The 18,363-nt window shown below is 46.8% G+C and carries 8 protein-coding genes, 3 tRNA genes and 3 rRNA genes; 8 read left to right on the forward strand and 6 right to left on the reverse strand.

All coding sequences use genetic code 11. From position 1 onward, the window contains the following. Window positions 1-3 precede the first annotated feature (3 nt). On the reverse strand, window positions 4-1,311 hold the full coding sequence (locus MEALZ_RS02705) for an OapA family protein (RefSeq protein WP_014147059.1): 1,308 nt from the start codon (window positions 1,309-1,311) through the stop codon (window positions 4-6). A 147-nt stretch (window positions 1,312-1,458) separates the two neighbouring features. On the opposite strand from MEALZ_RS02705, the gene tyrS reads away from it, so the two are divergent. From tyrS to MEALZ_RS21390, 7 genes are all read left to right on the forward strand, one after another. Beyond that, window positions 1,459-2,652, forward strand: coding sequence for a tyrosine--tRNA ligase (tyrS, locus tag MEALZ_RS02710; RefSeq protein ID WP_014147060.1), 1,194 nt, complete (start codon window positions 1,459-1,461; stop codon window positions 2,650-2,652). Window positions 2,653-3,030: 378 nt separating this feature from the next. Then, window positions 3,031-4,565: ribosomal RNA gene (locus MEALZ_RS02715) — 16S ribosomal RNA — on the forward strand. 67 nt (window positions 4,566-4,632) lie between these two features. Next, window positions 4,633-4,709: transfer RNA gene (locus tag MEALZ_RS02720), tRNA-Ile, on the forward strand. Between the two features lie 71 nt (window positions 4,710-4,780). Next, window positions 4,781-4,856: transfer RNA gene (locus MEALZ_RS02725), tRNA-Ala, on the forward strand. Window positions 4,857-5,217: 361 nt separating this feature from the next. Beyond that, window positions 5,218-8,396: ribosomal RNA gene (locus MEALZ_RS02730) — 23S ribosomal RNA — on the forward strand. Between the two features lie 291 nt (window positions 8,397-8,687). Further along, a 5S ribosomal RNA gene (gene rrf, locus MEALZ_RS02735) occupies window positions 8,688-8,803 on the forward strand. The 16S, 23S and 5S rRNA genes sit together here with 2 tRNA genes alongside, the layout of an rRNA operon. Window positions 8,804-9,423: 620 nt before the next feature. Continuing rightward, window positions 9,424-9,972 (forward strand): WYL domain-containing protein, encoded by a 549-nt coding sequence (locus tag MEALZ_RS21390; RefSeq protein ID WP_048481312.1) that lies wholly within the window; start codon window positions 9,424-9,426, stop codon window positions 9,970-9,972. A 263-nt stretch (window positions 9,973-10,235) separates the two neighbouring features. Here MEALZ_RS21390 and MEALZ_RS02745 read toward each other — a convergent pair whose 3' ends face one another. The 5 genes from MEALZ_RS02745 to MEALZ_RS02765 form a co-directional block, all read right to left on the reverse strand. Continuing rightward, window positions 10,236-12,356: an AAA family ATPase gene (locus MEALZ_RS02745; RefSeq protein ID WP_014147061.1), complete on the reverse strand. Its 2,121-nt coding sequence runs from the start codon at window positions 12,354-12,356 to the stop codon at window positions 10,236-10,238. Between the two features lie 514 nt (window positions 12,357-12,870). Beyond that, window positions 12,871-12,958, reverse strand: a tRNA-Ser gene (locus tag MEALZ_RS02750). Window positions 12,959-13,033: 75 nt separating this feature from the next. Then, the gene (locus tag MEALZ_RS02755; protein WP_014147063.1) at window positions 13,034-14,926 is read right to left on the reverse strand and encodes an ATP-binding cassette domain-containing protein; all 1,893 of its coding nucleotides are present in this window, start codon (window positions 14,924-14,926) and stop codon (window positions 13,034-13,036) included. A gap of 4 nt (window positions 14,927-14,930) precedes the next feature. After that, complete coding sequence (locus MEALZ_RS02760) at window positions 14,931-16,157, reverse strand: competence/damage-inducible protein A (RefSeq protein ID WP_014147064.1); 1,227 nt, start codon at window positions 16,155-16,157, stop codon at window positions 14,931-14,933. Window positions 16,158-16,165: 8 nt separating this feature from the next. Beyond that, entirely contained in the window at window positions 16,166-17,089 is a 924-nt protein-coding gene (locus tag MEALZ_RS02765) for an AEC family transporter (protein ID WP_014147065.1), read from the reverse strand. A gap of 153 nt (window positions 17,090-17,242) precedes the next feature. On the opposite strand from MEALZ_RS02765, the gene pyrF reads away from it, so the two are divergent. After that, entirely contained in the window at window positions 17,243-17,968 is a 726-nt protein-coding gene (gene pyrF, locus MEALZ_RS02770) for an orotidine-5'-phosphate decarboxylase (protein WP_014147066.1), read from the forward strand. Window positions 17,969-18,363: the final 395 nt, after the last annotated feature.

Genomic DNA, 18,363 nt, shown 5'->3' on the forward strand with positions numbered 1-18,363 from the left:
CCGTTATTTCTGGGCAAGTAAGCTGTTTCTTGCTTGGTCCAGTTGGGCTATAAGGGGCTTCGTGTCGGCTTTGAATTTTCCCAGCAAAGAAGGGCTGATCGGCATCGAATTAGGCAAGGTAACCGATAAGGGATCGCGATGTTCACCGTTTACTCTGAATTCGTAGTGCAAATGAGGGCCGCTAGCCAAGCCGGATTGGCCGACATAGCCGATAATATCGCCTTGCTTGACGGCGCCTCCTTGCTTGAAGTGATTATTGAATGCCGAGAGGTGGGCATAGAGAGTGCTGTAGCGGTTGTCATCATGTTGAACAATGATGACGCGTCCGTAGCCGTTTTGTCTGCCTAAAAATTGAATTTTTCCATCGCCGGTCACTTTAACCGGAGTTCCAGTCTTAGCTGCATAATCAACACCTTTGTGGGCGCGGATTCTATTTAAGATGGGATGTTTGCGCTTTAAATTAAAAGGCGAGCTGATACGGATGAAGTCGACCGGCGTTCTTATAAAGGCTTTACGTAAGCCTTCGCCATTAGGTCGGTAATAATGCGCGGATCCGGAATTGTCTTGAAAACGGACGGCGCGATATACCTTGCCATGATTATTGAATTCGGCAGCAAGAATATTGCCGGAACCGACTTCTTCGCCTTCCGCAATATGTTTTTCATAAACGACCGAAAAGGTATCGTTTTCTTTGATATCTAATGCAAAGTCGATATCGAAAGCAAAGATGTCGGCGAGTTGCAGTATCAATTTGTCGCTCAGTCCTGCGCGCTTTCCATCGTAAAACAAAGAGTTGTGAATAGTGCCGACGGTGCTGACGGTTGTCGTTTCGATGGTTTTACTCGAAATCTCGACATTGAATGTATCGTTTTCGCGTACAGCTTTGACGGTTTCAATTGGGCTTTTCTGGTACGAAATTTCGGTCAGTTCACCGCTCTGTGTCGTTTTGACTTGAAGTGTCTTGCCGGACGAAATCATTGCAAACTCACGGCCTGCTTCGTTGGCATGAATAATCTGATGTAGATCGGATTTATTTAGGTGAAGCTTGGAAAAGATCGTGGAAAGATTTTCGCCTCTTTCAATAATGTGTTCGATTGACCTGAAATCGGATGATTCGCCGAGATCGTCGAATTTAAACGCGAGCTGATCGTTAAACGAATTATTCGTCTCGATTAAAAAAGCATGATTGGTAAAGACGTTGATGTCGGCCGATCTGACTTTGCTTTCAGGGGTGATAAGCGCATAACTAGCACTTGCAACGACAGCGGAACTGATTCCTAAAAACAGGGATTTATAAATTCTATTTTTCACGGTTCTTTATGCGATAGTGGAAGTGTTCAGTAAAGTTGGGGTGAGAAGTAGTTTATCTGTAATTATAGCTGATATACTGAAGATATTTTGCCACGTCAATGCAACAGTATTACAGTTAGATTAATGTTTTCTTAAAAGGAGGCTAAATTGCAAGATCAATTGAAGTATCTTTCCAGAGGAGCCGAGGAAATTCTGCTTGAATCTGAATTGAAGAAAAAACTGGAGGAAGGGCGTCCGCTCAGAATCAAGGCGGGTTTTGATCCAACCGCTCCTGATTTGCATCTTGGGCATACCGTGCTGATCAATAAATTAAGACAGTTTCAAGACTGCGGACATGAAGTTTTGTTCTTGATTGGCGATTTTACAGGCATGATCGGGGATCCGACCGGAAAGAACGTAACGCGCAAACCTCTGACGCGTGATGAGGTCATTGAAAATGCCAAGACTTATGAGGAGCAGGTTTTCAAGATACTTGATCCTTCCAAGACTTTGGTCTTATTCAATTCGAGTTGGATGAATGCAATGACCTCGGCTGAATTGATTCAATTGGCCGCAAAGCATACCGTGGCAAGAATGCTCGAAAGAGATGATTTCAGTAAGCGCTATAAAGGAGGGCAGCCGATCGCGATACATGAATTTTTATATCCATTAATACAGGGATATGATTCGGTTGCGATGAAGGCCGATGTCGAATTGGGCGGTACCGATCAAAAATTCAATCTGTTGGTTGGAAGGCAGTTGCAGGAAATATATGGGCAAAAACCTCAAGTCGTCATGACTATGCCGATCTTGGAAGGCTTGGATGGTGTTCAAAAAATGTCCAAATCACTCAATAACTATATAGGTGTCGCGGATGCGCCGGATGAGATGTTTGGGAAAATTATGTCCATTTCCGATGAGCTGATGTGGCGCTATTTCGAGTTATTGAGCTTCAGGCCAATCGAAGAAATCAGTCGTTGGCGGGGGCAATGTCAGGAAGGTGCGAATCCGAAAGACTGTAAAGTTAGCTTGGCCCAAGAAATCATTGAAAGATTCCATAGTTCATCAGCGGCGCAAAAAGCCTTGGAAAATTTCGAAGCTAGATTTCAAAAAGGACAGATGCCGGAAGAAATGGACGAATTGACTCTTGCTTCGATCGAGCAAGGATATCCGATTGCTAATCTATTAAAGGATGCGGGCTTGACTGGGAGTACATCGGAATCTTTGCGCATGATTAAACAGGGCGCAGTTAAGATAGATGGTGAAAAGGTGTCGGATAATAAATTGCATCTTGCAAAAGGGTCTGAACATGTTTATCAGGTGGGTAAAAGGAAGTTTGCGAGAGTAAAAATAGCTATCTAAATAAAAGAGTTAGAGTTTATTGAAGGCAGGAGGGTGTCTTTAATTTGTAAAAGAAGAAAATAAATTCTTGACGAGCTGAGATAGCTCTGTATAATAGCCGTCTTTCCCGCCGCGAAACAGCGGAACGACGGGAAAAGAGATTGAAAATAAAGTTTGACATTGAGTTTCGCTTCTGTATAATAGGCGGGCTCAACGGGAGAGAAAGTCTTCCAGCTCTTTAACAAGCAGATCAAAATAATTTGTGTGGGTGCTTGTGGCGAATAGCTTAGCGGTTAAAACTATTCGGCGCAAGAACAACACGTTAATTCAAAGCGATTACGTTTAATTCTTAGTCGAGCCAAGATTGGTGACTCATCTTATTGAGTCACAAACCATATTAAACTGAAGAGTTTGATCATGGCTCAGATTGAACGCTGGCGGTATGCTTAACACATGCAAGTCGAACGGTAACGGTCCTTCGGGAGCCGACGAGTGGCGGACGGGTGAGTAACGCGTAGGAATCTGCCTGGTAGTGGGGGACAACTCGGAGAAATCCGAGCTAATACCGCATACGCCCTGAGGGGGAAAGCGGGGGATCTTCGGACCTCGCGCTATCAGATGAGCCTGCGTTGGATTAGCTAGTTGGTGGGGTAAATGCCTACCAAGGCGACGATCCATAGCTGGTCTGAGAGGACGATCAGCCACACTGGGACTGAGACACGGCCCAGACTCCTACGGGAGGCAGCAGTGGGGAATATTGGACAATGGGCGCAAGCCTGATCCAGCAATACCGCGTGTGTGAAGAAGGCCTGAGGGTTGTAAAGCACTTTCAATAGGGAGGAAAAAGCGTTGGTTAATAGCCGATGCCTTGACATTACCTATAGAAGAAGCACCGGCTAACTCCGTGCCAGCAGCCGCGGTAATACGGAGGGTGCGAGCGTTAATCGGAATTACTGGGCGTAAAGCGTGCGTAGGCGGTTATTTAAGTCAGATGTGAAAGCCCCGGGCTTAACCTGGGAACGGCATTTGATACTGGGTAACTTGAGTTTAGGAGAGGAGAGTGGAATTTCCGGTGTAGCGGTGAAATGCGTAGAGATCGGAAGGAACACCAGTGGCGAAGGCGGCTCTCTGGCCTAAAACTGACGCTGAGGTACGAAAGCGTGGGTAGCAAACAGGATTAGATACCCTGGTAGTCCACGCCGTAAACGATGTCAACTAGCCGTTGGGTCTTTATTAAGACTTAGTGGTGCAGCTAACGCATTAAGTTGACCGCCTGGGGAGTACGGCCGCAAGGTTAAAACTCAAATGAATTGACGGGGGCCCGCACAAGCGGTGGAGCATGTGGTTTAATTCGATGCAACGCGAAGAACCTTACCTACCCTTGACATCCAGAGAATCTGTGAGAGATCGTAGAGTGCCTTCGGGAACTCTGAGACAGGTGCTGCATGGCTGTCGTCAGCTCGTGTCGTGAGATGTTGGGTTAAGTCCCGTAACGAGCGCAACCCTTATCCTTAGTTGCCAACAGGTCAAGCTGGGAACTCTAGGGAGACTGCCGGTGATAAACCGGAGGAAGGTGGGGACGACGTCAAGTCATCATGGCCCTTATGGGTAGGGCTACACACGTGCTACAATGGCCGGTACAGAGGGCAGCGAACTTGCGAAAGTCAGCAAATCCCAGAAAGCCGGTCCTAGTCCGGATTGCAGTCTGCAACTCGACTGCATGAAGTCGGAATCGCTAGTAATCGCGAATCAAAATGTCGCGGTGAATACGTTCCCGGGCCTTGTACACACCGCCCGTCACACCATGGGAGTGGGTTGCAAAAGAAGTAGGTAGTTTAACCTTCGGGAGGGCGCTTACCACTTTGTGATTCATGACTGGGGTGAAGTCGTAACAAGGTAGCCCTAGGGGAACCTGGGGCTGGATCACCTCCTTACAAAGACAGCAAGCGTTCGTCATAAGTACCCACAACAAATTATTTTGATCGAAGACGTCACGAGCCTGGGCCTGTAGCTCAGTTGGTTAGAGCGCACCCCTGATAAGGGTGAGGTCGGAGGTTCAAATCCTCCCAGGCCCACCAACGCGGCGCAAGCCTGGAAGCGGAAGGACCACCCGTCAAACTAGCAGTGTTTAGTTTGCACGAACCCCAAAGGGGCCATAGCTCAGCTGGGAGAGCGCCTGCCTTGCACGCAGGAGGTCGGGAGTTCGATCCTCCCTGGCTCCACCAATGCTATACCGTTTGAATGGCGAAAGCCCTCACAGACGGTATAGCATTGGTGACGGAAACAACGTCACGAATAGCTCTTTAACAATTTGGAAATCTGTACACTGTAACTTCAACGTTTAAAGCGATTTAAACCAAGAAGATACATAAAACAAGTTCACCGAAGCAGACGGTAAAGCAAAGCTTGTTACTGTCCGCGCCGCAAGGCGAAGACAGCGGCAAAGCCAAGACCAACCGAAAGCGACGTGAATGAGTTCTCAAGCAGAAAGCGAAAATGTCAGCTGACAGATAACGCCACAGACCTGAACCGAAACCACGCTACCGAAAGGGAGTGCGAGAGCGGTCAGACTGATTGGGGTTATATGGTCAAGTGAATAAGCGCATACGGTGGATGCCTAGGCGATAAGAGGCGACGAAGGACGTAGTAGCATGCGATAAGCCGCGGGGAGTTTGCAAACTAACTTTGATCCGCGGATTTCCGAATGGGGCAACCCAGTCAGGACAACCTGATTATCCTTAAGTGAATACATAGCTTAAGGAGGCGAACCCGGGGAACTGAAACATCTAAGTACCCGGAGGAAAAGAAATCAACCGAGATTCCCTTAGTAGCGGCGAGCGAACGGGGACCAGCCCTTAAGTCCAGCCCCAGTTAGTGGAATGCCCTGGAAAGAGCAGCCATAGATGGTGATAGCCCAGTACATGAAAACTGGAGCTGGATGAAAACGAGTAGGACGGGGCACGTGAAACCTTGTCTGAACATGGGGGGACCATCCTCCAAGGCTAAATACTCCTTATCGACCGATAGTGAACCAGTACCGTGAGGGAAAGGCGAAAAGAACCGAGGAGATCGGAGTGAAATAGAACCTGAAACCGTATGCGTACAAGCAGTAGGAGTCCCGCCCCTAAATTACTTTAGGAAAAAAATGCATTACTTTTATGTCTTACAAGCAATTGAAGATAAAGAAAAGTTTTACTTTGGCTGTACGAGTAACCTGAAAGAGCGAATCAGCTCGCATAATGCAGGTAAAAATATAGCAACTAGAAGCAATCAGTGGCGAGTGGTTTATTACGAAGCGTCTTTAACATTAAGTGGAGCGAGACAGCGAGAATATCGTATCAAGCATCACGGCAGTGCAAAGCGTAAATTAATGGACCGAATCAAACCCACCTTAGAGTAATTTAGGGGCGGGATGACTGCGTACCTTTTGTATAATGGGTCAGCGACTTAATCTCAGTGGCAAGCTTAACCGAATAGGGGAGGCGTAGCGAAAGCGAGTCTGAATAGGGCGTCATAGTCGCTGGGATTAGACCCGAAACCGGGCGATCTATCCATGACCAGGTTGAAGGTTGGGTAATACCAACTGGAGGACCGAACCGGGATCCGTTGAAAAGGATTCGGATGAGTTGTGGATCGGAGTGAAAGGCTAATCAAGCCCGGAGATAGCTGGTTCTCCTCGAAAGCTATTTAGGTAGCGCCTCGTGTATCACTGTTGGGGGTAGAGCACTGTTTCGGCTAGGGGGTCATCTCGACTTACCAACCCGATGCAAACTCCGAATACCAACAAGTGCGAGCACGGGAGACACACGGCGGGTGATAAGGTCCGTCGTGAAAAGGGAAACAGCCCAGACCGTCAGCTAAGGTCCCCAAATCTATGCTCAGTGGGAAACGATGTGAGAAGGCCCAGACAGCCAGGAGGTTGGCTTAGAAGCAGCCATCCTTTAAAGAAAGCGTAATAGCTCACTGGTCGAGTCGGCTTGCGCGGAAGATTCACCGGGGCTAAGCATAGTACCGAAGCTACGGATCATACTTTAGAGTATGGTGGTAGAGGAGCGTTCTGTACGCCTGCGAAGGTCGATTGAGAAGTCGGCTGGAGGTATCAGAAGTGCGAATGCTGACATGAGTAACGATAATGGGGGTGAAAAACCCCCACGCCGAAAACCCAAGGTTTCCTGCGCAACGCTAATCGACGCAGGGTTAGTCGGCACCTAAGGCGAGGCCGAAAGGCGTAGTCGATGGAAAACAGGTTAATATTCCTGTACCGGAGGTAACTGCGATGGGGTGACGGAGAAGGCTAGGTCAGCTGTCTGTTGGAATAGGCAGTTTAAGCGAGTAGGGAGTGGAATTAGGCAAATCCGGTTCCATAATTCTGAGACGTGATGACGAGTATCCCCTAGGGGAGACGAAGTGATTGATGCCCTGCTTCCAAGAAAAACCTCTAAGCATCAGGTTATCTGCGGCCGTACCCTAAACCGACACAGGTGGGTGGGATGAGAATTCTAAGGCGCTTGAGAGAACTCGGGTGAAGGAACTAGGCAAAATGGTACCGTAACTTCGGGAGAAGGTACGCCCTTGGTAGGTGAAGTCCCTTGCGGATGGAGCTGAAGAGGGTAGCATTAAACTGGTGGCTGCGACTGTTTAGCAAAAACATAGCACTCTGCAAACTCGAAAGAGGAAGTGTAGGGTGTGACGCCTGCCCGGTGCCGGAAGGTTAATTGATGGGGTTATCTTCGGAGAAGCTCTTGATCGAAGCCCCGGTAAACGGCGGCCGTAACTATAACGGTCCTAAGGTAGCGAAATTCCTTGTCGGGTAAGTTCCGACCTGCACGAATGGCGTAACGATGGCCACACTGTCTCCACCCGAGACTCAGTGAAATTGAAATCGCTGTGAAGATGCAGTGTACCCGCGGCTAGACGGAAAGACCCCGTGAACCTTTACTATAGCTTGACACTGGACTTTGAACCTATTTGTGTAGGATAGGTGGGAGGCTGTGAAGCATCAACGCCAGTTGGTGTGGAGCCGACCTTGAAATACCACCCTGGTATGTTTGAAGTTCTAACCTAGGTCCCTTATCGGGATTGGGGACAGTGTCTGGTGGGTAGTTTGACTGGGGCGGTCTCCTCCCAAAGAGTAACGGAGGAGCACGAAGGTGTGCTCAGCATGGTCGGAAATCATGCGATGAGTGTAAAGGCAAAAGCACGCTTGACTGCGAGACGGACAAGTCGAGCAGGTACGAAAGTAGGTCTTAGTGATCCGGTGGTTCTGAATGGAAGGGCCATCGCTCAACGGATAAAAGGTACTCCGGGGATAACAGGCTGATACCGCCCAAGAGTTCATATCGACGGCGGTGTTTGGCACCTCGATGTCGGCTCATCACATCCTAGGGCTGAAGCAGGTCCTAAGGGTATGGCTGTTCGCCATTTAAAGTGGTACGCGAGCTGGGTTCAGAACGTCGTGAGACAGTTCGGTCCCTATCTGCCGTGGGCGTTTGAGATTTGAGGGAAGCTGCTCCTAGTACGAGAGGACCGGAGTGGACGAACCTCTGGTGTTCCGGTTGTCATGCCAATGGCATTGCCGGGTAGCTATGTTCGGACGGGATAACCGCTGAAAGCATCTAAGCGGGAAGCCTCTCCCAAGATGAGATCTCACTGGGACCGTGAGTCCCCTGAAGGGCCCTGAGAGACGATCAGGTTGATAGGTCAGGTGTGGAAGTGCAGTAATGTATGAAGCTAACTGATACTAATTGCCCGTGAGGCTTGACCATATAACACCCAATCGGTTTGAAAACCAAGGTGTTATCCAACAGCCGACAATCGCTAAAGCGAGAGAACGAAAAACGTGTACAGATTTCCAAAAAAACAGGTGAAAGGCAAAAGGTTAAGGTTAAAGGCGCAAGGCTAAAGGCTAAGCGACTGTGATTAAAGACCGAAATAACAAGCGAAAGCACCTGTTAGTAAAGAGTTTTGAGTAGGCGCAAAGCACACAGCCGAATGAGCATTAACGAATACCATCGTTAACCTTACGGCTTAACTTTGAACCTACTGTAACCGGTTTGCCTGGTGACCATAGCGAGCGTGTCCCACCCGATCCCATCCCGAACTCGGAAGTGAAACCGCTTAGCGCCGATGATAGTGTGGCAGTTTGCCATGTGAAAGTAGGGAATTGCCAGGCTCTTATCCCAAAAGCCCGTGTTGATCACTCAACACGGGCTTTTTTTTGCTTTAAGGTTTGTCATAGAATGGCATCGCCAATAAAGCACAATCGTTGCCGTTTGATGCTACTCGATTGGCTAAGATTTACTTAGAAATTGTTATAAGAAACCTAACCCATGCCGCGAACATATGACACTTTATACCGACAATGGTTGGTGCTTTCTAGAATTCCACGTTTTCCTCGTCGAATTACTACTCCAGAGCTAAAGGTCGTGCTTTCAAGCGAAGGATACGATATCCATGTGCGTACAATTCAACGTGATCTAGAAAAGCTTTCGATTGCCTTTCCTTTGTCCTGTGACATCGACGGTAGGAAAAATTTGTGGTACTGGCAAGAGTCGGCCCGAATCCAGGATCTACCGAATATGGATATTGTGACGGCTCTCGCCTTTGGGATGGCGGAGTCCTATCTGCATAATATATTGCCGCAGACTACACTGGATCTGTTAAAACCTTACTTCGAACGTGCGAATGAAGTTCTGGCGACGTGTAATCAATCCCGTCTTCATAGTTGGCCAGATAAAGTCGCTGTCATAAGCCGCGGGCCGGAGTTAGTTATTAAAGCCGTCAATCGACCCTTTGATTCAACAAACAATTTACGAAGGCTTATTGAAAGACAGGCAAGTTCATGCGACTTATACTCCTCGGAATAAAGACTGCGTCGATTACATTATCAATCCATTGGGGATCGTTAATCGTCAGAACGTGATTTATCTTGTTTGTACGCTATGGAATTATCATGATGTTAAACAATTGGCCTTACACCGCTTCCAAAAAGCTGAGCTACTCGAAAATGAAGCCATGCGACCTGAATCATTCAATTTACAGGAGTACATTGAAAAAGATCAACAATTTGCTTATCCACATAGCGATGCACCGATTCAATTACAAGCTTTATTCGAACCGCGTGCAGTGATTCATTTGTACGAAACGCCATTAACGGAAGATCAAATTCTAACACCCCAAGAAGATGGGCGAGTCTTGCTGCAAGCCACCATTCTGGATACCCAGGAATTACGCTGGTGGCTGAGCAGTTTTGGAAGTCGGGTTGAGGTTGTGGAACCAATTGGGTTAAGGGCGTATTTTATCCAGGAAACAAAATCTTTAATAGGACGATATCAGACTTGAATTCAAAAGTATCGGCTCTTCCGGATTTCCCGTGGTAGAAGCCATGCCAGTGTTTTGACATGACAAAGGCAATGAAAAAATAACTTTTTTATCAGCAACTTAAGTTATTCAAATTTTGAGAATAGTTCTCATTATTTATCACCACGGAAAATCCTAGAGAGCCGAAATAATTTTTGGACACTTATTAAGTAAAGTACATCATTTCATTAGAAGCGCACTATCAAGCGAAACGGTAATACCCATTAAAGGGTTTGTCGATCAAATCACAGCCCCAAACCCGATAGAACGTTTAAGGCTACCGGCTTGAATGATAGTTCATCACGCAAGCTTTGCAGAAATTGCTCTACATTTTTCGTTTCATCCAATACCGTCAGCTTGCGTTTTACTGCGGCGAAATCGCCCGGTGTCAAACATGACATCGCCTCCAATTGTTGTTGATAGCGTTGTTTTTGGCTTAGCGACTTCCGGCTCAGTGCTGTTCCCAGGTAATGTTGCAATAGCGTCCAGCTTTGCTCCGTTTTCAAATAATCGAATTTAATTTTGAAATCGAAACGACGTAAAACTGCGTTATCGAGATTTTCCATCATATTGGTCGAACAAATGAATAGTCCGTCGAAATGCTCCATCTGAACCAGCAGCTCATTGACTTGGGTGGTTTCCCAGTTATGTTGACTATGATTTCGGTTCTGTAAGAAGCTATCCGCTTCGTCCAGTAGCAATAAGGCATTTTCGTCTTTGGCCTGCTCAAACATGCGCGCTATGTTCTTTTCAGTATTGCCGACATAGCAATCGATAATGTCGGAGGCGTGTTTAGCTAACAACGGTATCGCCAGATAATCGGCCAAAAATCCAGCGTAAGCGCTTTTTCCGGTTCCGGGTGGGCCGAATAGACAGAGGCGAGCTTGTTTTGATCGTTTCAGTCCCGCACTAATTGTGTCTATATCTATTACCGTATTCAGCAATCCAGGATCGTAAAATTCAGCTGCCTGGCGACGGCTGGTTTTCACCTCACCAGTCATGGCTTTCAGCGTGCCCTCGATCAAGTCTTGCAAATGAGATTCATTGGTAGAGGCTTTGTTTTCCCCCATTGCTCGTGTGACTTTAGCCGCCCGTTCGATAATTGCGGGTGATAGCTGTTCCAGGCTTGCCATGTTATTCAGCCATTTTTCACTCACTTTTATGCCGCGTAATGCCTTGGATAGTAGTTTTTTTCGTATCGGGGCGGGCGGTATATCCAGTTGCCGGACGATGTCGAAGCGACGGATAAAGGCGGGATCGATACTTGTGATGTCGTTGCTCAGCCAAAAGGTGGGCACTGGGTTGTTTTCTAGTAATTGGTTGACCCACGCTTTTTCTCGTCCGGTTGATTGATTTTCGGGCTCTAAGAACATTGGCCACGGAGTGGAAAAAATATCCTCGATTTCATCGAAAAGCAGACAATGATTGGCTTTTCCTTGCAATAAAAATTGTGCTAATTGGCAGGCGGATATACGCTCTTTTCCCGATAAAGTTTCTCCTTCGGCATCTTCTGCGCTGATTTCGTAAAGATCGATTTTCAATTCAGCCGAAAGGCTGCGTACCATTTGCGTTTTACCAGTGCCCGGTGGTCCATAGAGCAAGACATTACATCCGGTTAGTTGCTGGTCGATCGCATGTCTTAGATACTTCTTCAAGCGTTGATAAGATGGTGCTATATGTTCAAAATCTCGCGCCGATAATTCTACTGCTTTTACCGGTCTGACATAATCAGCGAATAAATCAGCAATCGGTTTATTAGGGTTGTCCAACAATGTCGTGGAAATGCCTTTTAATAGACGGAGTTTATCCGGGATGGTGTCAACCGCAGGATTGATTTTCAAAAGGCCGCTTTTCGCTAGCAATCCTTGTTTATCGAAAGCCTGCATAATATCGTTCTCCGGCGCGTTGAGCATTTTATGTAAAGTTCGATAGAACTGCCGGTTACTGACGCGTTCTAGGATTTCGAAACACTCGGAAAATTCGCCATCGAGATCCAGTATGCTGGCGAATAATAATAATTGAATTTCTACCTCGGAGAAACCGAAAGCCTGTTTCATTCGAACAATATTGACGAATGCTGTTTCCTGATTCTCGCTTATCGGATTGGCGAAATGGCTTGCTTGTTTCTTAATGATTCGTTGAATCTCCGAGGTTTTGTGTTCCTCGAAATCTACTTCGTCCAGTTCTAGCAAGTTTACTATTTCATCATATATTTCAATGGATTTCGCCAGTAGCCTGAGGTTTTGCCCCATCAATAAAGCCCGGCTGAACCAAGTTTGTTTCAAGTGTGTGAGGGAGCAATTCTGATCCAGGCTGTTTTTGGCTTGCCGCTGCCTGGGAATGCGATGTTTTTTGGGAGAGAGCATGATATTTCTCCAGAATGGTTCAACGGTTAATCGACTATTTGAAAAATATTATGCGGGTCTATACGACAGACTGTGTCGCTTATTTTGATTTGTTTAACCTGCCTATTCTATGGTTTTTTTGAACAAAGTTTAACTTAGAAAAAGCATTTCACCATGAAGCATAAGACGTTAATTCAATAACTTGTCATTCGTTTGTGTGCAGCTTTCCTCATCCGAAAAGTTAGCTGCAATGTTATTGTGAAAGTTCGTAGATCGAGACTTTTTATCTAATTTTTCGATATGTAAAAACTCAGCAACAAAAATGCCGTTTCCGAAGAGGGGGCGATTGCAGGCATTCATGAGCGTTAGGTAATCTCTTGAAATGCTTCATTAACTTCATGTCCTTCATGGTTGAGCTGACGAATTTAGGTTTACTCTTAGACGGTTTTTTATCAGAAGGGAAGTAATGGGCATAAAAAAACCCGAAAACTATAGCGTGTAGTTTTCGGGTTTTAAGGAATTTGTATCGATCAGATGGCGGAGAGAGAGGGATTCGAACCCTCGATACGTTGCCGTATACACACTTTCCAGGCGTGCGCCTTCGACCACTCGGCCATCTCTCCGGTATTTAATCCATCAGCGAATGGAAACGGGCAATGATAAGGTACTATTGCTTATGATGCAATGAATTTTAATTTTTAATGAGTCATGGCTTCGAGATCATGCCAGCGTTGAAAGGCATGTTCCATCTCTTTATCGATAGTTTTCAGTTTCTCAAGGGTGTCGGCGATCATTGTAGGGTCGTTTTTATAAAAATCAGGGGAATTGATTTTTTCGTTAATGGCTGAGTGTTCAGACTCAAGGCGGTCGATCAGGTCCGGAAGTTCATCTAATTCTTTTTGTTCTTTATAAGAGAGTTTTTTCTTTTTTGGCGTGTCATTGCTGGTTTTTTTTTCAATGCTTTCGGTTTTTTTGACAGCAATTTCGGCGGCTTTGGTGTTTTGATAGTTTGCTAACCAGTCGCTATAGCCGCCGATATGCTCGCTTATGACGCCGCCGCCTTCGAAAACCAGGACACTGGTGACGACATTATCCAGGAAGCTCCGGTCATGGCTGACTAGTAATAAAGTACCGTCATAATCGACCAGTTTTTCTTCCAATAACTCCAAGGTTTCCAGGTCCAGGTCATTGGTGGGTTCGTCCATGATGATCAGGTTGGCCGGTTTCGTGAACAATCGAGCAAGGAGTAAGCGGTTTTTTTCTCCGCCGGATAGGCTTTTGACCGGCGAGCGTGCACGCGCCGGCGCGAATAAAAAGTCACCAAGGTATGACATGACATGGCGTTTGTTTCCGGCAATTTCGACATAATCATTGCCGTCGGCAATCGAATCGGCGACGGTCATTTCCGGATCGAGTTGTTCTCTCAGTTGGTCGAAGTAGGCGACTTGCAGGCGAGTGCCTTGTTCGACAGTGCCGCTGTCGGGTTCTAATTGCTTGAGCAACAGTTTCAACAGTGTCGATTTTCCTGCGCCATTGGGACCGATCAACCCGATTTTGTCGCCGCGCTGAATGAGTGTTGAAAAATCTTTTACCACCGGTTTCCCGTCGAAAGCTTTGCAAAGATCGGTCGCTTCGATGACTTTTTTACCCGATGTGTCTCCGCGATCCAAAGATAATTTGGTCGTTCCTTGAACATTGCGGCGTTGCGCGCGTTCGTCGCGTAATTTCTTGAGTGCTCGAACACGTCCTTCGTTACGGGTGCGCCGCGCTTTTACGCCCTGGCGAATCCAAACCTCCTCTTGAGCCAGTTTTTTGTCGAATTCGGCGTTTTGATTGGCTTCATCTTCCAGTGCGGATGCCTTACGTCGAAGGTAGTCGTCATAAGTCCCTTGCCAGGATGTTAGATTGCCGCGATCGAGATCGACAATACGGGTTGCCAATTTTTGTAGAAAGAATCTATCATGAGTAACGAATAAAACGGCCCCTTGAAAATTTAATAATTGCTCTTCCAGCCATGTGATGCTGTCTAAGTCCAGATGGTTGGTCGGTTCATCTAAAAGGAGTAATTCAGGTTCGAGGACTAATGCCCTCGCGAGTGCGACTCGACGCTTCCATCCGCCCGATAAGCTTTTTACCGGGAGTTCTCCCGGCAGATTTAGTCGGCTTAAGGTCGATTCGACTTGTTGTTGAAAATGCCAGCCGTTTTTGGATTCCAGTTTATGCTGTAGATCGCCAAGTTCCTGCAGTGTTTTGTCGTCAGCATTATCTAACTGTGTAGACAGAGCATGGTAACGGGTTATCCATTGGCCTAATTCGCCCAGTCCGGCGGCTACGGCATCGTAAATGGTAGATTCGCCAACCAATTCCGGAGCCTGTTCTAACCAGGCGAGTTTCAGTTCGGGTTGGCGCCAGATTTCGCCGTGATCGGGCTGGATGTTTCCTGCGATAATTTTCATTAACGTGGATTTTCCTTCGCCGTTTCTACCAAGAAGCCCGACGCGCTCCCCTGGGTCCAGTTGAAAATTGGCATTATTCAGCAATGCATGGGTTCCGTAGGCGATTGAAACATTGGTTAGTCGAATTAAAGGCATGATGTTAATTTGTGTTTTGTAAATAGCGTCGTAGTAAATCCAATGCCAGCAATGCGGCTTGGTTTTGTTTTCGCTTAACGGAGCCGCCGATCGTATGAGTCGAATGCCGCAAGCCTTCGGGGCTTAACAAAGCGTTGTAAATTGTAATAGTGCAGTCTTGTTTGTCTATTGCGTTGTCTTCTCTGTAGAGTTGTATGAGGGCAAGATCCGCGCCGCTTTGATTTCTTGCCGCATTTGCGATGCTTTTTGCTTGGCTTGGTAGGTCCATAATATCGTCAAAAGCGATCGAAAATCGGTCGGCGAAATGTGCGGGGCTTCGTTGATAATGAGTCTCTAAAAGCCAGTCATTGGCAATCGCGCATTTCGCTGCCATGAGACCTTGACTTATGGTCTCAATGAAGATCGCCGTTCGTTGTTGGTCCCGCATCATTTTATCGATCGTGCCAGGCAAATCGTCGCAATGGTTGCAATCGTCAGCGATTCCGAAAATAAAATCACCTAGTCGGCTTTTTATTGTATCAATATAAGCGTCGAGTTTCTGGCGAGGATATTGAGCGGGGGCGAGTAATTTTGTTTCGATATGATCCGGACCGGCACGAAAGCCGAGTTGAATTTCCGGAGGTATCGTAATATCTGCGATGGCCGTCTGTATGTCGGATTCGCCGATACCGATAGTTTTTAGAGTGATCAATTGCTTAGGGTTGAGAGTGTAATGACGTGCAAAAAAACATTTAACAAATTCATTAAATAGATGTTGCATTTCGAACGGCACGCCCGGTAAAAAGACAAATCGACAACGATTGTATTGTAGGGTAAACCCGGGAGCGGTTCCCCATTGATTATCTATGCGTATGGCTCCGCTAGGAAGATAAGCTTGCTTTCGATTACTTTCCGGCATGGTTCGTCCTCTATTTCTAAAGAAGCTGGAAATCTGCTCGAAAGCTTTCGTGTCGAATTGCAAGGGCATAGAGAAAGCTAAAGAGGCAGCTTGAGCGGTTAAATCATCGGATGTAGGGCCCAATCCCCCTGTGCAGATACAGCAATCGGCGCGAGACGAGATTTCATTTAAAAGCGCTATGAGCTCATCGAGTCGGTCGCCGACGGCGGTATGTCGGGTAACCGTAAAACCCATATTTACGCAGGCTTGAGAGAGCCAGACGGCATTGGTATCGACAGTTTGTCCGGTGATGATCTCTTCGCCTTGCGAGAAAATTTCTAGGGTCGGATTCATAAATGAACTTAAGTTGTAGTAATGATGCGGTACCAAAAAGGTAGAGTAATCATGCTCAAGACGGTGGTCAGCGTTACCGCCATGGCATAGAGAGCGCTGTCTAGCCGGTATCGGTCGCAAAAAACAATGCCCAATACCATGCTGGGCATGGCCATTTCCAAGACCGCTGCGGCCTTATGCGCCTCATCCAGCGTTGAAAATACCGATACTTGCAAGGCAAACCACGGCATTAAAAATAGTTTAATCAAAATAATCGGCAGAGCATAAGGTAGATTACGCAATGTGATGCTTTGCCAGCTCAATGCCAAACCTAATGAAAAAAGCATGATCGGCACGACGCCGGCTGAAAGTTTCTGCAAAACCCCCAGTAACCACTCGGGAGCAGTAATTTGGTTCATATTTAAAATCACCGCCAATAAGGCTGCCCAAAAAGGAGGGGCGTTGAGGTTGAGCCAAGTCGGTTTGTGTTTGTGGCTATGGTCTTCGCCAAAATGCCGGGCAGTCATGATGCCGACAGTAAATAAAAAAGGCGCGGTAGCAAATAAATCGATCTGTATGGCGACCGAGCGGGCCCAAAGGCCGAAAGTTTCTTCTAAAACGGGCAGTCCAAGATAGGTGACATTGGGGAATGCGGTGACCAGAATAATCGCGCCAAGTTTTTTATCTTGAATGTTAAGGACGCGTCCAATTAACCAGATGCAAATCATTGCAAAAGCGATACTTAAAGTGCCAAGGAAAGTATATTGTAGAGATTGCACGCCTATGTTCGAACGCCACAGGACTTCCAGTACCATTGCAGGTAAAAACAAATAATAGACCACCGATGTCAAAACCGGTCGAACTTGTTCGGCGCTAAGCCCGCCTGGGCGAAGCCAACGCCAACCGATACCGCAGGCGATCAATACGGCCATTTGCAGCAGAGTGAAGATCATAAATGCGTTAAATGCTTGGTTGTCATGCAGTTAAGGCGCATTTGATATGCGCCTTTGGTGGGGTGGAATAGTTGAACGCTATTTTAACATTCACTGTTGAATTAAGTTTCGGTAATATAGAGGTCTTTTCTTATTGCATATCGATACTTGCTCATGACCGAAACTTTTATTTCCGAAAAATCCATTCCTGTCCGCGAGCGCTTAATCATGGCGTTGGATGTACCGAGTATTCCTGAAGCCCAAGCCTTGGTTGAAGAATTGGGCGATTCGGTGATTTTCTATAAAGTCGGCATGGAGCTGTTCATGTCCGGGGATTATTTTGGCTTTATCGAGTGGTTGAAAAAACAGAACAAAAAGGTTTTCGTCGATTTAAAATTTTTCGATGTGCCGGCCACTGTGGGGCGTGCTATTCGCGCGCTAAGTAGCAAAGGCGTCGACCTGGCGACTATTCACGGTAACGATGCGATTATGGAGGCGGCCGCGAAGGAAAAAGGACAATTAAAAGTACTGGCGGTGACCGCGTTAACTAGCTTGGATAGAGGAGATCTAGATGATCTGGGGTTTCAATGCGATATACGCGATTTGGTTTTATCGCGTGCCAAGCGTGCCTTGCAAATCGGCTGTGACGGTATCGTTTCATCAGGGTTGGAAGCGTCTATGTTAAGGGAGGAATTAGATCATCGTTTGTTGGTTGTCACTCCGGGTATTAGGCCGGTCGATAATAGAGAAGAGGACGATCAGAAGCGTGTGGTCAGTGTAGAGCAAGCTTTCCGTAACGGAGCCGACTATATTGTTGTCGGTCGTCCGATTCGAGATGCCGAAGACCGTAAATCGATGGCGGAAAAAATCCAGATGCAAATTCAGTCGGTTTTTAAATGAGATTTTAACTATTCGGTCTAAATGATGCTTGGAACTTAAGGTATCAAGCCGATTAGATGGCACAAGATATTGCGGTTGGCAATATTCCGGGGCAAATACGCCGAATAGTCGCATGAGGTTTTATCTATACCCATCGCAGATCAAAATTCGGCGCCGGGGTGTCCGTCAAAGGACGCCATGAACCCAGCACCTAAATTATCCAAGATAGTTAACCATAGCCAATGGGCTATGGAATTTAGGTGCTGGGTGAATACGTCCATGTAGCCTCTATGCCAGCTCCATGCTGGCAAAGCCTTTGCCGCACGCCCCGGCGCCTCCTTAGGCAATGCCGAAATTTCAAGTGCGAAAGGTATATTTATTCAATAATGCGGAATAAGTAATTGATCTGTGTTATT

The organism is Methylotuvimicrobium alcaliphilum 20Z, from assembly GCF_000968535.2.
In the GTDB taxonomy this organism is placed as follows: domain Bacteria; phylum Pseudomonadota; class Gammaproteobacteria; order Methylococcales; family Methylomonadaceae; genus Methylotuvimicrobium; species Methylotuvimicrobium alcaliphilum.

Bases quoted from the DNA above. Each gene is read 5' to 3' on its own strand.
- MEALZ_RS02745 (WP_014147061.1), bottom strand. From the start codon at position 12,356: ATGCTCTCTCCCAAAAAACATCGCATTCCCAGGCAGCGGCAAGCCAAA.
- MEALZ_RS02755 (WP_014147063.1), bottom strand. From the start codon at position 14,926: ATGCCTTTAATTCGACTAACCAATGTTTCAATCGCCTACGGAACCCAT.
- MEALZ_RS02760 (WP_014147064.1), bottom strand. From the start codon at position 16,157: ATGAATCCGACCCTAGAAATTTTCTCGCAAGGCGAAGAGATCATCACC.
- MEALZ_RS02765 (WP_014147065.1), bottom strand. From the start codon at position 17,089: ATGATCTTCACTCTGCTGCAAATGGCCGTATTGATCGCCTGCGGTATC.
- pyrF (WP_014147066.1), top strand. From the start codon at position 17,243: ATGACCGAAACTTTTATTTCCGAAAAATCCATTCCTGTCCGCGAGCGC.